The sequence below is a fragment of the Chryseobacterium sp. OV279 genome (genome assembly GCF_900128945.1).
In the GTDB taxonomy this organism is placed as follows: Bacteria; Bacteroidota; Bacteroidia; order Flavobacteriales; family Weeksellaceae; genus Chryseobacterium.
On the sequence record NZ_FQUD01000003.1, the window covers coordinates 611,056 to 626,247 of the forward strand.

At 39.5% G+C, this 15,192-nt stretch carries 15 protein-coding genes; 7 read left to right on the forward strand and 8 right to left on the reverse strand.

The annotated features are described in order from the left end of the window. Nucleotides 1-56 precede the first annotated feature (56 nt). Nucleotides 57-1,277: an MFS transporter gene (locus tag BUA72_RS15170; protein ID WP_072923680.1), complete on the forward strand. Its 1,221-nt coding sequence runs from the start codon at nucleotides 57-59 to the stop codon at nucleotides 1,275-1,277. A gap of 224 nt (nucleotides 1,278-1,501) precedes the next feature. Here BUA72_RS15170 and pdeM read toward each other — a convergent pair whose 3' ends face one another. The 4 genes from pdeM to BUA72_RS15190 all read right to left on the reverse strand — a co-directional run bounded on the left by pdeM (nucleotide 1,502) and on the right by BUA72_RS15190 (nucleotide 7,337). Continuing rightward, nucleotides 1,502-2,146: a ligase-associated DNA damage response endonuclease PdeM gene (gene pdeM / locus BUA72_RS15175; protein WP_072923681.1), complete on the reverse strand. Its 645-nt coding sequence runs from the start codon at nucleotides 2,144-2,146 to the stop codon at nucleotides 1,502-1,504. A gap of 139 nt (nucleotides 2,147-2,285) precedes the next feature. Continuing rightward, complete coding sequence (locus BUA72_RS15180) at nucleotides 2,286-4,736, reverse strand: ligase-associated DNA damage response DEXH box helicase (protein ID WP_047455677.1); 2,451 nt, start codon at nucleotides 4,734-4,736, stop codon at nucleotides 2,286-2,288. A 1-nt stretch (nucleotide 4,737) separates the two neighbouring features. Further along, a complete protein-coding gene (locus BUA72_RS15185; RefSeq protein ID WP_072923683.1) occupies nucleotides 4,738-6,318 on the reverse strand; it encodes an ATP-dependent DNA ligase in 1,581 nt (526 codons plus the stop codon). After that, nucleotides 6,315-7,337 (reverse strand): ligase-associated DNA damage response exonuclease, encoded by a 1,023-nt coding sequence (locus tag BUA72_RS15190; protein WP_072923684.1) that lies wholly within the window; start codon nucleotides 7,335-7,337, stop codon nucleotides 6,315-6,317. The genes BUA72_RS15185 and BUA72_RS15190 overlap by 4 nt, the downstream gene beginning before the upstream one ends. A gap of 138 nt (nucleotides 7,338-7,475) precedes the next feature. On the opposite strand from BUA72_RS15190, the gene BUA72_RS15195 reads away from it, so the two are divergent. The 5 genes from BUA72_RS15195 to BUA72_RS15215 all read left to right on the forward strand — a co-directional run bounded on the left by BUA72_RS15195 (nucleotide 7,476) and on the right by BUA72_RS15215 (nucleotide 10,787). Further along, a complete protein-coding gene (locus tag BUA72_RS15195; RefSeq protein WP_072923686.1) occupies nucleotides 7,476-8,027 on the forward strand; it encodes a TetR/AcrR family transcriptional regulator in 552 nt (183 codons plus the stop codon). Nucleotides 8,028-8,029: 2 nt separating this feature from the next. Next, nucleotides 8,030-8,563: a DUF4442 domain-containing protein gene (locus tag BUA72_RS15200; protein ID WP_072923687.1), complete on the forward strand. Its 534-nt coding sequence runs from the start codon at nucleotides 8,030-8,032 to the stop codon at nucleotides 8,561-8,563. Nucleotides 8,564-8,768: 205 nt separating this feature from the next. After that, entirely contained in the window at nucleotides 8,769-9,560 is a 792-nt protein-coding gene (locus BUA72_RS15205; RefSeq protein ID WP_034730308.1) for an SDR family oxidoreductase, read from the forward strand. Between the two features lie 3 nt (nucleotides 9,561-9,563). Continuing rightward, on the forward strand, nucleotides 9,564-9,965 hold the full coding sequence (locus BUA72_RS15210) for a GlcG/HbpS family heme-binding protein (protein WP_072923689.1): 402 nt from the start codon (nucleotides 9,564-9,566) through the stop codon (nucleotides 9,963-9,965). 18 nt (nucleotides 9,966-9,983) lie between these two features. Beyond that, nucleotides 9,984-10,787 carry a helix-turn-helix domain-containing protein gene (locus tag BUA72_RS15215; RefSeq protein ID WP_047455667.1) on the forward strand — a complete coding sequence of 268 codons (804 nt, stop codon included), beginning with the start codon at nucleotides 9,984-9,986 and terminating at the stop codon, nucleotides 10,785-10,787. A 192-nt stretch (nucleotides 10,788-10,979) separates the two neighbouring features. Here the strand turns inward: BUA72_RS15215 and BUA72_RS15220 are convergent, their stop codons facing one another. The 4 genes from BUA72_RS15220 to BUA72_RS15235 form a co-directional block, all read right to left on the reverse strand. Continuing rightward, a complete protein-coding gene (locus BUA72_RS15220) occupies nucleotides 10,980-12,056 on the reverse strand; it encodes an SDR family oxidoreductase (protein ID WP_072923690.1) in 1,077 nt (358 codons plus the stop codon). Nucleotides 12,057-12,139: 83 nt separating this feature from the next. Then, on the reverse strand, nucleotides 12,140-12,721 hold the full coding sequence (locus BUA72_RS15225) for a Crp/Fnr family transcriptional regulator (protein WP_072923692.1): 582 nt from the start codon (nucleotides 12,719-12,721) through the stop codon (nucleotides 12,140-12,142). Between the two features lie 48 nt (nucleotides 12,722-12,769). Beyond that, nucleotides 12,770-13,225, reverse strand: coding sequence for a PPC domain-containing DNA-binding protein (locus tag BUA72_RS15230; protein ID WP_072923693.1), 456 nt, complete (start codon nucleotides 13,223-13,225; stop codon nucleotides 12,770-12,772). A 49-nt stretch (nucleotides 13,226-13,274) separates the two neighbouring features. Next, the gene (locus tag BUA72_RS15235) at nucleotides 13,275-14,120 is read right to left on the reverse strand and encodes an NAD(P)-dependent oxidoreductase (protein WP_072923695.1); all 846 of its coding nucleotides are present in this window, start codon (nucleotides 14,118-14,120) and stop codon (nucleotides 13,275-13,277) included. 249 nt (nucleotides 14,121-14,369) lie between these two features. Here BUA72_RS15235 and BUA72_RS15240 point away from each other — a divergent pair, with 249 nt between their 5' ends. After that, a complete protein-coding gene (locus BUA72_RS15240) occupies nucleotides 14,370-15,008 on the forward strand; it encodes a chloramphenicol acetyltransferase (RefSeq protein ID WP_072923697.1) in 639 nt (212 codons plus the stop codon). Nucleotides 15,009-15,192: the final 184 nt, after the last annotated feature.

Genomic DNA, 15,192 nt, shown 5'->3' on the forward strand with positions numbered 1-15,192 from the left:
AATACGATAATTCGCCGGAAATTTGTCCTGTCAAAACTCAACAAAATTATAACGCAATGAATTATCAAAAAGAAATACAGATCAAAACGGAACCTACTGTCAAAAGTAAAGGTCTTCCGGCAGCCTTGTGGGCATTAACCATCAGTGCATTTGGAATTGGAACTACAGAATTTGTGATTGTGGGACTTCTTCCTACTGTGGCAGGAGATCTGGGAATCAGTATTCCGTCAGCAGGGCTTCTGGTAAGTCTCTATGCCATCGGAGTAGCAATCGGTGCTCCGATACTGACTGCATTAACGGGAAAAATTCCTAGAAAAGCACTACTGGTTTCCATCATGCTTTTATTCGTGATTGGGAACGGACTGGCTTCTATTGCTCCGGGATTCATCACATTGGTTATGGCCAGGATTCTGACCGGATTTGCTCACGGGGTTTATTTCTCCATCGGCTCAACCATTGCGGCATCACTGGTTCCTGAAGAGAAGAGGGCAACAGCAATTTCAATTATGTTTGCCGGTCTTACCCTTGCAATTGTCACCGGAGTTCCACTGGGAACATTTATAGGACAGCATTTCGGATGGAGAGCCACTTTCATAGGAGTTTCTATTCTTGGAATTATAGGTTTAATAGCGAGCATGCTGTTGGTTCCGAAAAATCTTAAAAGCGATCAGACAGCCTCTTTAAAAAGTCTTCCCAAAGTATTTGGAAACAGACGTATGATCTTTGCCTTTTTAATGACTGCTATGGGATATGGCGGAACATTTGTGGTATTTACCTACTTATCTCCGATCTTACAGGAGATCACAGGATTTCAGGAATCTACGGTGACTTTTATCCTTCTGATTTACGGAATTGCGATTGCTTTAGGAAACCTTTTAGGCGGAAAAATTGCGAATAAAAATCCTTTACAGGCGCTTCTCTGGATGTTTGCTGCACAGGGAGTGGTATTGCTGGCATTTTATTTTACAGCAGGAAATCAGATCTTAAGTATTATTACCCTGTTTCTTTTAGGAGGTTTGTCGTTTGCATCCGTACCAGGACTTCAGCTTTTGGTGGTGCAGATCGCGGAAAAAGAACTTCCGGGAACTGAAGATGTAGCTTCGGGGATCAATATTGCAGCATTCAACATAGGAATTGCGATCGGGTCTTATACCGGAGGTCTTATTGTAACATCTTCATTGGGGCTGGCCAGTACACCATGGATCGGAGCTTTATTTTTAGTAGCGACTGTGCTGATCACACTTTACAGCATCCGTTTAAGTAAAAATCAAAAATAATTTTTCCTGTTTTTATATTTTCAAGGGCTGTCCGTTATTGGGCAGTCTTTTATTTTATGTATTCAGCCTTAATCAGAAACAAAAAATCTGCTCTATTCGCCAGATCAGCGAAGAGATCAAAATGAAATGAATTCTATATTTTCAGGGTTTGGCTAAAGCCCTTGGAATATTTTCCTTGTTCAGATGGGCTAAAGCTTATCGCTATTGAATGGATATTCAGAACCTCATATTTCATGAATCTCAGAATCTGTAAATACAAAGAATTTCCCTCCTTTAGGGATGTTTTTGGTATCCAGTCCTGTGAATTCACTGAATGCCGGAAGCAGTAATTGTTTATCAGTCTGAACAAAGCACGGAAGTCTGATGTTCTTTACGGAAGAATTCAGGACAACGCCCGGGTGAATGTGTCCGGTAATCTGAAATTCCGGCAATGTTTTGTCAAAGTCATGAATAAAAGTAAAGCCATCAATCGTTAGAATTTCAGATTTAAAATTCAAACATAATTTCTTTTCCAAGGCAGCCGATAAACGGTCATGATTTCCTTTAATCAGATAAAACTGAAGATCCGGATACTGGTTTCTCCAACTGCAGAATTCATCCACATCCGAGTTATCTCCGGCATGAAGCAGATCCCCAACGACAATGAATTTTTCCGGCTGAAAATATTCAATCAGAAAAGAAAGTCTCTCCAAATCACTTTTCATAATATGATTGGCTAGGGCAATTCCATTTTTCCGGAAATGAGCGGTTTTTCCAATGTGAAGATCTGACAAAATCAATGCTTTCTCTTTTTTCCAAAACGCAGCACGCTGATTGGTCAAAGTAAAAACTTCATTATTGATGGTGATATTTTTAACTGCGATATTCAATTTTTTCTGTAAAATGTATTGATGTAAAGTGTATTAATAAGCCTGGAAGATGATAAACAGAAGTTTTATATTGTGACATAGAACCCGAATCCCGCAACAAACTCATCACTCATCATTTATAACTTTGAACTCTAAAACTCTAAAACCCTCTTTTCCTCGCCTGTTCCACCATCCGTTTAATTCTCGCGTCCAGACTTTCACTCGAAAGTGTCTGTCTGAGGCTGTCTACTTTGATAGGGAAGCTCAGTGGAGTAAAGGTATGGGAATATTTTAAAATGATTTTTGATTTTTCAATTCTTTTAAAAGCTTTTACCAGTCGCGGTTCCTGAAGCTGCATATTGAAAACTTCGGTATAGGCTTGTCTGACAAGGAAATGATTCGGGTCGTAATCTTCCAAAACTTTAAAAATAAGACCCGCTGAACTTTGCAATGACTTATTCGAACGCTGTTTTCCTGCGTAATTCTGAATCACCATTCCTGAAATCACAGCAATGTCGCGGAATTTTCTTCTTGCCATTTCTGCGGAATTGATACTTGCGATGACATCATTCATCAGGTTTTCGCGGGTTAGAATTTGAGCTAAATTATCTTCGTTCAGAGGAATTTCCTTGTCGCTGAAGAGTTCAAAACCATAGTCATTCATGGCCATTGAAAAAGAAATCGGGGCCAGTTTTGAAATACGGTACGCAATCAATGCTGCCATCACTTCATGAACCAAACGCCCTTCGAAAGGATACATGAAAAGATGATACCCTTCGCGGTTTTTGATTAACTCTACAAGAAATTCATCCTCTTTGGGAATATGTGAATTTTTTTCCTGACTGGCCAATAACGGATGTAAAAATTTCAGTTCCTTTTCTGAAGCCTTCGGGTTTAAGGCGTGGGAGAGTTTTTCTCTTAAAAAATGTCCTAAATTGGAGCTCAAAGGAAGTCTTCCGCCCAGATAACTCGGAGCAATTGCTCTTCCCTTTGCAGCGCGTACGTAGACAGTCATATCTTTGATCATCGCAACTTCAAGCGTTCGGCCGGCTAGAATAAATTTTTCTTCTTTTTTTAATTTTGAGATAAAATATTCTTCTACCATTCCGATATAACCGCCGGAAATAAATTTCACTTTGAGCATGGCATCACTTACGATAACGCCCATATTCATGCGGTGGAGCATAGCGATTTTCCGTGAAGTAACTTTATATAAACCGTCTTCCATGATGACGATCTTATGGAATTCTTCATAGCTTTTTAAAACACTTCCACCGATTGTGAGAAAATCCAGGATACTTTTCCATTCTTCATCGGTCATTTCCTGGAAAGCAAATACTTTTTTGATTCTTTCAAAGGTTTCTTCGGGATAAAATCCGTCACCGACCGCCAAAGTCATCAGAAACTGAACCAGTACATCAAAACACAAAACCTGAGGTTCGCGCGGCTCGATTACTTTCTGTTTTACGGCTTCTTTCAAAGCAGCCACTTCGATCAGTTCGAGAGAATGGGTGGGAACACAGTAGATTTTGGAGGTTTCAAAAGGGGAGTGGCCACTTCGCCCGGCACGTTGCAGAAATCTGGCAACTCCTTTAGCAGAACCGATTTGGATCACCGTATCGACAGGTTTAAAATCAATTCCTAGATCTAAAGAAGAAGTGGAAACGACAGCTTTCAATTTTCCTGCACTTAAATTTTCTTCGATCCAGATCCGGAGATGGGCATCAATGGAACTGTGGTGAATCGCAATCTGGCCTGCAAAATCAGGATAGGCATCGAGCAAAAGCTGATACCACATTTCACTTTGACTCCGGGTATTGGTAAAAACGATCGTAGATTTTGAATCCAAAATGATGGGAACGATTTTACCAGCTAATTTGGCGCCCAAATGTCCAGCCCACGGCAGAATGTCCAGCTCATCGGGAATAACCGGCAGGATGTCTATTTTCTTATGTTCTTTAGCGGTAATCTTTGTCCTTTTGATGTCGTAGGGAATTAAAACATCCATTGCTTCATCCAGATTTCCTATCGTAGCTGTAATTCCCCATATTTTTACTTTTGGAACATATTTTCTTAGCTGAGAAATGGCCAGTTCGACCATAACACCGCGTTTTGAACCTAACAATTCATGCCATTCATCAACGGCGACACATTTCAATTCCTGAAAGAATCTCTCATGATTTTTCTGGCCTAAAAGCAGATGGAGACTTTCAGGAGTGACAACGAGGATTTCTGGCATATTCCTGACCTGCTGCTGTCTTACTTTCTGGTCTGTATCTCCGTTTCTGACCCCAACGGTCCAGTCGAGGCCGATCTCATCCATGGCTTCCTGCATCGCTTTTGCAATATCTTTGGACAGGGAACGCAGGGGAGTGATCCAGATCATTTTCAATCCTTTTTTGTACTTTTCAGGATGATTCATAAAGTCTGAAACCAGCGCCAGAAAAACAGAAAATGTCTTTCCGAATCCGGTAGGCGCCACCACCATTCCGCTGTATCCGATGCCGAATTTCTGCCAGGTGTCGATCTGAAATTTGAAAGGGGAAATGCCTTTATCAGCCATCCATTGCTGAATGACTTTGAATCCGTCGCTATTTTCAAATGCTTTCAAATTATTGGATCAGTTTTTTTATTTCTTCAAGTTCGTCTATTTCGTTTACAGTTTTGTCTTTCCGCCATCTTACAATCCTCGGAAATCTCAGGGCCACACCACTTTTATGCCTGCTGCTGAAACCTATGCCTTCAAACGCAATTTCAAAGACCAGTTCAGCTTTCACCGTACGCACCGGACCGAATTTTTCAATGGCATTTTTATTGACAAACCGGCTCACTTCCATAATTTCTTTATCCGTCAGTCCCGAATAGGCTTTCGCAATCGTCACCAGAGTATCTCCGTTTTTTACAGCAAATGTGTAATCTGTGTAGTAAGCGCTTCGTCGGCCGCTTCCTTTTTGGGCATAAATCAGGACCGCATCTATCGTGAGCGGACTTACTTTCCACTTCCACCAGTCACCTTTTTTTCTGCCGGAATGATAAGGGGAATTTTTCTGTTTCAGCATAAGCCCTTCACTGTTGATATCTCTTGAGCCTTCCCGTATTGCATTCAGGTCTTCCCAGTTTTCAAACTTAATAACTTCGGAAAGTTTAATATTTTGAGGAGTTTCATTCAGCAGTAATTCTTCCAGCATGGCCCGTCTGGCTGCGATGGATTTTTCGCGAAGATCGGTTCCTTCCAGTTCCAGAAGATCATAAACGAAGACTTCAATCGGAATGTCTGCAAGCATTTTTTTAGTTAAAGTTTTCCTGTTTAATCTTTTCTGTAATTCGTTAAAATTTAAAACATTAGAATCCTTTACCGCAAGTATCTCTCCATCTAAAACAAAGTTGCCTTTCATGGCCTGTACGGTATCCCTGATTTCCGGAAACTGATCGGTTACGAGTTCTTCGCCTCTTGACCAAATAAAGACTTCATCATTCCTTTTGATGATCTGTCCGCGGATTCCGTCCCACTTATATTCGATCTGCCAGTCTTCAGGATTTCCAAGTTCTTCCAGTTCTTTTTCCAGCGGATAAGCCAGGCAGAAAGGATAGGGTTTTGAATTATCCGGATTGATATTCTCAGCCGAAATCAGTTCCTGAAATGAAACTTCTCCGGGAATCCATTTCCCCATCAGACTGTGCATTAAAGTACTGGATTCCTGAGATGAAAATTTAGTAAGAGCATTAATCAGCGTTTTATCCGAAACCCCGATTCTGAAACTTCCGCCTAATAATTTATTAAATATGAGACGTTCTGTATAATCCAACCCATTCCATGACTGCAGTACAAAATCTTTCTTTTCTGTTTCGGATTTGTCCTTTAAACTGACAATATCCAACATCCATTGAGAAAGGGGACGGTCAATTTTTTCCGAAGGCGGAGGAAGAATCAGAGAAATGGTTTCGCCCAGATCTCCCACCGAAGAATAGCTTTCCTGAAATAACCAAAAAGGCAGTTTTGTGATCTCCAGGGCCCATTCTTTCATATAATTGGTATTGACATTCCTTTTAGGTCTTTTACCCGTAAACAACGCAATAAACCATACTTTATCTTCATCGGGAGCACGTTCCAGATAATCGATAATAGCATCTATTTTGGCATTGGTCTTATTGGTCGTTTCCAAAGCATTGATTAAATCTGCAAAATGTTTCATGGCTCGGGATTTTCAATAATTTCTTTTTCAGATTCTTCTTCGTCTTCACCAAACAGGGTTTCTACAACATCGGATTTAATACCAATTTCATTTAAATATTTTGAGAAGATTTCGGTCTGTCCGTGGGTGACGTGTACAATCTCGGCTTCTGTAGCTTTTACGGCCTGCAAAAGTCCTTTCCAGTCCGCGTGATCGCTCATGGCAAATCCTGCATCGGCACTGCGCCATCTTCTGGCTCCGCGTACCTGCATCCATCCTGAACAGATCGCTGTTGCAGCATCCGGTATTTTTTTAATGATATTGCTATCCAGTAAAGCCGGAGGAACAATAACGATTTCGTGCTGGACTTCTTTTGGGTTCTCCTTAAAATCAGCGATTTTGTATTCCGGAAGGTTGATGCCTACGGATTCAAAAGCTTCATTCAATCTTCCAATGGAATTATGAACATAGATTTTTCCTAAACCTTCCACAGCTTTCATGATTCGCTGAGCTTTTCCCAACGAATATCCTATAAATACTGAAGTTTTTGAATTTTCCTGGTTTTTAAGTACCCAGGTCTGAAGTTTTTTATTGAGATCAGGAACTTCCAGCCAGTTGTAAATAGGCAGTCCGAAAGTACTTTCCGTCACAAATTCATTGCATTTTACCAGTTCAAACGGAGTACTCAGACCATCCTCCTGTACTTTATAATCTCCTGAAATAACGGTAACATATCCTTTGTATTCCAGTCTGATCTGAGCTGACCCGATGATATGTCCGGCAGGATGCAGTGAAACTTTCACACCGTTCAGAATCACCGTTTCCCCATATCCTACACTCTGGCATTCAATATCTATCCCAATCCTTTGATACAGAATTGGTTTTGTATAATGGTGGCAAAGGTATTTTTTCATTCCCCAGCGGGCATGATCGGCATGTCCGTGTGTGATGACGGCGAGGTCAACGGGTCTCCACGGATCGATATAGAATTTCCCCTGTGGACAGTAAATGCCTTTTTTTGTGAATGTGATTAATTTCAATGGTGTGATTGGTTTATATTTAATCTTCAAAAACCTAACCAATCCTTGTTTTTCTTTAAAAATTGTAGATGCTTTTAAATTTAATTTTTAAAATCAATTTTATTTTGTATTTTTATCTACCTACTAATAGATAGATTTATGAGCACGAAAGATAAAATCATTGAAATCGGAAATAAGTTTCTGGTTGAAAAGGGGTATAATGCCTTTAGCTATGCTGATATTTCGAAAAGTATCAACATAAAAACATCATCTATACATTATCACTTTCCTTCTAAAGTTGATCTTTGTCTGGCCATTATCGAAGTACATCAGCAACGTATCCTTAATCTGAAACATTCTCAAAATGGACTTTCAGCAACAGAAAAATTACAAGGTCTTTTTAATTACTATCTATCATTAATTGATAAACAGCAAATCTGTCTGACCGGGACTTTAGCCTCAGATTATAATTCATTGGATGAAACCATCACAGAAAAGCTGAAGGAATTTAATGAAATCATTCTGTCTCATACCACGGCAATCTTAGAATCCGGTATTGATAAAAAAGAATTCCACATGATCAAGAATTGTCAGTTAAAGGCAATGGAACTTTTATCTCTCTTAGTTGGGTTAGCACAAATAGGGAGGTTATATAGCAAAGATGAAATTCAGCTTTTAATGGATGAAATTATTAACAATCTAAAACTTTAACAATGACTTTTTACCAAAATATAAGCAAATACGGAGCAAAAATCGTTGGTCTGCCAAAACTTTTCAAATGGGCATTCAACTTATCACCTATGTACCGCAGAAGTACTGCCAGGATAGAATTTGTATCCAAGGATTTGTCACAGATTTGTATTAAGCTCCCTATCAGTTATAGAAACAAAAATTATATGGGAACTATTTTTGGTGGCAGTATGTTTTCTTCAGTAGATCCAATACCCATGGTTCAGCTGATCTATCTTACGGATCACAAATATGTTATTTGGGATAAATCTGCAGAAATCTATTTTAAACGTCCTGCTCATATTGACCTCTATGCTGAGTTTGTTTATACAGAAGAAGAGCTTAATGAAATAGCGGAACGGATAAAAACCGAAAAGGAAATTGTCATTGTTAAAACAACCCAGCTTACAGATAAAAATAAGGACACCCTTTACTGTGAAATAAAGAAGACCATCTACATTGCCGATAAAAATTTTTATAAACAAAAGCGGGAATTAAAAAAAAGTACTTCTGAATAACAGAAATCAATAAATATTTTTCCCTTATCATCATGGTTTACTCCATGATCGTCTCTTTATATTCGACAAAGTCTGTTTTCTATACAGATATTTTTATGAGCTTGTGTCATTTTGAGCCTCCCACCAACAAAAAATTGAACCACACACCAACAATCTTCCCTTCAAAATCCCTGACATTTGTATCTGTAACAATAAGAAATACAAAATGAGCAAAACTATTTTAATTACAGGTGCAGCAAGCGGTTTCGGGAAGATAGCCGCATTTGATCTTGCTAAAAAAGGACACAAAGTAATCGCAACCGCACAGGTTTATCCACAGGTAAGTGATTTAATCCGTGAGGCGGGTGAATTGGGAATTGAACTAACCGTTGATAAACTGGACGTGACCAATTCAAGGGATATCGCTTATATCCACCAAAAATATGATATTGATATTTTAATCAGTAATGCCGGTATTATGGAAGGTGGCCCTATTGCAGAGCAGCCATTGGAATTTATCCGCTCTATGTTTGATGTGAATGTCTTCGGTGGATTGGAACTTGCACAGGGTTTCGTTAAGAAATTCATTGAGCAGAAAAAACCGGGTAAAATTGTGTTCACCACTTCTATGGGAGGTTTATGGACAGTACCTTACGTGGCGGCATACTGTGCTTCGAAACACGCTATGGAATCTATTGCAGAAGGTTTAAAAACCGAACTGGCTCCGTTTAACATCAAGATCGCAACGTGTAATCCGGGAGTTTTCGGAACAGGATTCAATGACAGAGGAGTAGATTCGATTTTCCGTTGGTATGATCCGAAAGTGAATTTCACACCGGAGTCTTCTTTCGATGGCGTTGCTGAATCTCTGGCGCATCAGCTGGATCCTCAGTCTATGGCTGATGTGATTGTGAACGTTGCACTGGATGAAAATTCCAATTTCAGAAATGTGCATCCTAAAGAAACGGAAGATTTTGTAAAACAGCTTCAGGCAGATGCATGGACGGCAAAAAGTTAAATCATGAGCATCACTTATAAACAGGCTGCAAAAGCACTTCACGCGGCTATAGAAAAGGCTGGATCCATCAATATTCCGGTAAGTATTGTGGTGGTAGATAATGGCGGACATTTGATGACATTGGCACGGCTGGACAGCGTTTACGGGGTTATTGATTTTGCTCTTAAAAAAGCAAAAACCGCAGTGATGTTCGGGGTTGACAGCGATGTCATGGGAAGTATCATTGCCGGAGCAGATATGCACGGATATGGTATGCTGAATTCCAATGGCGGACTTTTAACGATTGCCGGTGGAGTAGTGATCAAAGATGTTGAGGGAAAAATCATTGGAGCCATAGCATCTTCCGGGGGAACTCCCGAGCAGGACAAAGAGATTGCAGAGGCTGGTGCTTCTGTTATGGGTTAAATTTCAGATATTTGTATCATGGAAAGAACTTCTGAGATCATATTCGACAAACTGGTGTATTCATGTGCCTTTGAAACGTACAGGGGACATGAGGAATTTATTCCGGATCATTTTCTGGGTTTCCAGCTGTCCGGTGAAACGCATGCTTTTCATGACAAAGGAAAAACCATCATAAAAGAAAATACAGTCGTTATCGTACGGAAAAATCAATTGATCCGTACGGTAAAACATCCTTCAAAAAATGAAAAGTATGAGTTTCTTTCCATAACGCTGGATCAGGAAACGCTTCGGCAATACGCTGCTGAAAATAAAATGGCTGCTGCGGAAAGATTTCCCGATACCGAAAAGCTGTTTTTTGAACCGGATGAGTTTTTCAGAGGATATTTTGTTTCGTTGCTGCCCTATGTTGACAAGACTAAAACAGCAACTTCCAGATTGGTTATTTTAAAGATCAAAGAAGCGATAGAACTCATTCTGCAAAGTAATCCTGATTTTAAAAACCTCCTTTTTGACTTTTCTGAACCACATAAGATTGATCTGAAAGAATACATGAATAAAAATTTTATGTTCAATGTATCGGTGGAAACTTTTGCCAGGCTTACAGGCCGCAGTTTGTCGGGATTTAAGCGTGATTTTAACAAAGCATTCAACACAACCCCCAAACAGTGGCTTAAAGAAAAAAGGCTGGAAGAAGCGTATTATCTGATCCGGCACAGAGATAAGAAACCGTCAGATATTTATCTTGAGCTGGGATTTGAAAATCTTTCTCATTTCTACTATTCGTTCAAACAGAAGTTCGGAATGACTACCAGTGAGATTTAACAATAAAAAAACACATCTATAATAAAAAAGGAGCAGCGATAAACTGCTCCTTTGTTTATGAGGTTTGGAAGATGGAAGTTATTGACACCGCGGTCAGAACTGTAGGACAGTATATTTGGATAATTATCCTTGTCAAGGTTTAAAACCTTGACAAGGATCGCGTATATTCACTCTTCCATCTTCCCGTCTTAGTTAAGGAATCAATCTTTCCGCTTTCAGTTTTTCAAACAGTTCCGTAAAAGAATCTTCCGTATTCTGATACGCTGTAAAACCGAGCTTTCTGCTTTTAGCCATATCACACATCACTTCCAGAGGTCTTCCAAGATCCAGATCCGTGTGCCATGCAGAAGCCAGTCTGTCAAGGTTATTCTCTTTTAATCCGTATTTCTCTGCTATTTCTTTCCAAGTTTCGCCTTCATGATTCAATACATTTTCCAGAGGCCTTACCGTTCCGTCAAAATCTTCGGCTTCAATCCCAAACCAGTCTGCAAGCCTTTTCCAAAGCCATTTCCATCGGAAAACATCTCCGTTTACAATATTGAAAGCCTGATTTCTTGCAGATTCTGTAGTAGAAGCCCAGACGAGTTGTTTGGCTAAAATTCGGGCATCCGTTACGTCAGAAATACCATTCCATTGCTCTGGAGATCCAGGCCAGATCATTTTCTGTCCTTTTTCCTTGCAGATACTGGCATAAGCCGCCAGAGTAGTTCCCATATTCATCAGATTGCCCACTGCATAACCAATTACCGTATGAGGCCTGTGAATACTCCAGGTAAATCCGTCTCTTTCCGAAGCTTTATACACTTCATCTTCCTGGGCATAGTAAAAATTAGGAAGTGGAAGTCGCGGATGTTCTTCTCTGACGGGAGTTTCAGGAAGTTTTCCTTCTTTGGCATATGCTTCAAAAGGTCCTAAATAATGTTTCAGACCTGTCACCAAAGCCACATGCTTTACCGATTGTTTTTGAGCCAAAACATCCAGTAGATTCCTCACCAACGCACTGTTCACGCGGATGTTTTCTTCTTCCGTATCATTTCGCATCCATGTTGTGAAATACACATGAGTAGGTGAGATTCCATCCAATGCTGAATTTAAACTGTCGATATCCAGTAAATCAGCCTTTACCGGAAGAAGTTTCGGGATATTGTTATTTGTATTTCTGGAAAGTCCGTAAACGATCCATCCCTGTGAAATCAATTCTTCGGCAAGATTGCTGCCTGTAATCCCTGTTGCACCCACTACCAGTGCTATGTTTTTTGTATTGTCCATTTCTGTAAAATTTCTTTTACAAAATTAGGAACAGGAGAGGGCTGAAACACTTGACCTGCATCATGCATTAGTATTGATCCAGATCAAGTATTCAGGGACCATTTTTTTCGTATTCTGCTTACGGTTTCGGGAGCAAGGCCAAGATAAGAAGCGATAAGATTATGGGGAACCCTTTTGATGATTTCCGGGTTCTTTTGTGCAAACTGCATGTATTTTTCTTCTGCTGTAAAGCTGTTGGAAACCATCAGCCTGTAATCTTTTGTAACAAGACTGTTTTGATACAAAATCCTGAAATAGCGATCCATTACAGGGATTTCCAGCATCATTCTTTCATAATCCTCCAGGGTAATCATCAATACTTCCGTTTCTTCTACAGCATCAATATTCAGAATTGCTTTTTCCTGATGAATAAAACTGTTAAAATCAGAAATCCACCATCCTTCGAAGGCAAACATATTGATCCGTTTGTTTCCTTTTTCATCTAAAACATAAGATTTGAGCAAGCCTTTACTTACAAATGAAAGACATTTGCAAATATCACCTTCCTGTAACAGATATTGCTTTTTACGTAATTTTTTGGACGTAAAGAAAGATGGGATCTTATGGCTCTGTTCTTCAGAAAGCTCAACTTTGTTTTGGATATGGGAAAGAAGGATGTCAAACATCAGGAAAATATTTATTCAAAAATACTACTTTCAAAGCAGTCTGCTGTTTCATTTTTCAAAATCATAAAAATTGATTCCTACTTCTTCATTCTTCACTTTTACAACTCTTGTATCTAACGGATAGAAAATAAATTCTCCGGCACCGCGAATTTTTGCGTCCAGAAGATGCCCTGCCAAAGCGGTATAATCTTCTCTTCCCAAAGTAATATGCATATGAAGCGCCGGTTTTCCATCGATTTCAGAAACATTTCCGGAAATATTGGTCACTTCCATCTGCTCATGAAAAGTTTTATCGACATACTTTTTATCGGAAGGTTTAAAAAATCGAAGGGTGGCTTCGCTGACAGCTCCAATACCCGTGATTTCGCCAGCCTGTATATTCTGACTTTTAACAAAATCAGTCAAAGCCTCAACGATACTTGATTGGTTTTTGATGCTGACGATATAAATAGCGCCTGTTTTTCTTGCAGACCAGTGGGTTCCTTTAAAATTTTGTGTATCCATCTTGTTTATCGTTAAATGCTATTTCTAAAACCCAAAACTTTTCCTTCGCTTATTTTTTCAGATAATTGATAATGCCGATCACATCATCTTTACCAAAACCTTCATCGTGGGCTGCCTGATACGTTTCACCTAAAACCTTTGATAATGGAAAGTCAGCACCAGCATTTTGAGCCAACAGAATATCTTTAAGCATCAGATCCAAGGCAAAAGCAGGAGCATACTGGCTATTGATCAATAGAGGCGTTTTTACTTTCGTGGCACCACTTCCGCTTGCACTTTCATTGATGATTTCTAACATCGAAGTCCGTTCAATTCCCAGTTTATCAGCAAACAAAACGGTTTCTGCCAAGCCCTGATAAATAGCGGAAAGAAAATAGTTGATCGAAAGTTTTCCGGCAATTCCTTTTCCATTTTCGCCCAGATGTTTGACCGCTTTTCCAAGTTTTTCCAGATAAGGCATCGCTCTCTGAAGGTCTTTTTCTTCACCACCTGCCATAATGATCAGCGTACCTTCTGCAGCCGGCGTGGTGCTTCCTGCTACCGGAGCATCAATGAAAAATCCTTCTTTTATTTTAACTGCTCCGGAAATTTCACCGGTTGCTTGCGGAGAAATAGTACTCATATCGATAAAGAGTTTTCCGCTGATATCTGATTTTAAAACTTCTTCATAAACCGCTTTTGCGGCACGATCATCGGTAAGCATGGTGAATATAATGCTGTTGTTCTGAACCAGCTCCGGAATTTGAGTATAAACGGTTGATTTTTCTTTAAAATCCTCAGCTTTTTCAGGTGATCTGTTGTAAACCGAGAGCGGAAACCCAGCTTTTTCAAGGTTTTTAGCCATAGGATGGCCCATATTTCCTAATCCGATGAATCCAATTTTTTCTGTCTCCATATTGTATGTGTTCAATTATTGTTAAGTAAGGCTTCTTTAGTAAGTAAGCCAAAAGAATGTTAGTGAAATTTACAGTAAAGAATAAGATCTAATATTGTAAACTTATTCTCTTTGCATCAAAAAACTGACCAAAACCAAGCATAAATATTAAGTTTTCATTATATCTCTGATGTTTAATTTCTATAATTTTTTTCCTGATAAACTTTTAAAACCGGGAAAACTTACGGAAATTTGCAGCAAATAAAATCAATGAAGATCATAGACATCGAAAACTGGAACCGAAAAGAACATTTTGAATTTTTCTCCAAAATGGCAAGCCCATACTTTGGCTTTACTACTCAAGTGGACTGTACAAAAGCGTATGCCTATGCGAAGGAAAACGGACATTCTTTTTTCGCAACCTATCTTCACCGGTCAATGGTAGCTGTCAATGCTGTAGATGAATTAAAACTCAGAATCGTAGATAATCGGGTGGTTTTGTATGATGCCATTCACGCTGGAACTACGATCGGTAGGGCAGACGGTACTTTTGGTTTTGCATTTATCCCTTTTTCAAAAGACTTTAACGTATTTAATGGAGTGATGCAGGAAGAAATAGAAGATGTACAGCGGACATCTGGGATCAGAATGAATAACGGCGAACTTGGAAAAGATCTTATCAGACATTCAACCATTCCCTGGAATTCTTTCAGCGCGCTGCTGCATCCTACCAGCTTCAATAATTCCGAATCTGTCCCAAAAATTACATTCGGGAAATTCAGTATCCGCGACGGTAAAAAGTACCTTCCGGTTTCTGTGGAAGCCCATCACGGACTGGCAGACGGTATTCATCTTGCGAAATATCTGGAGGAATTTCAGAGACAGCTTGATGGAGAGTTTTGTAAGTAATAAGTTAGGAATTATAAGTAATGAGTTTGTTTCGGGTTCAAGCTCATGATTACTACTATTAATATATTTCGTGCAAGGAGCAATTGATAATGATAACCAATTTGTCTCAACCCAAGTTCCCATTCCATGAAGGGGTGGATTTTTGCGAAGCAAAAAGACGGGGTAGTTAAAAATAAACGATCAA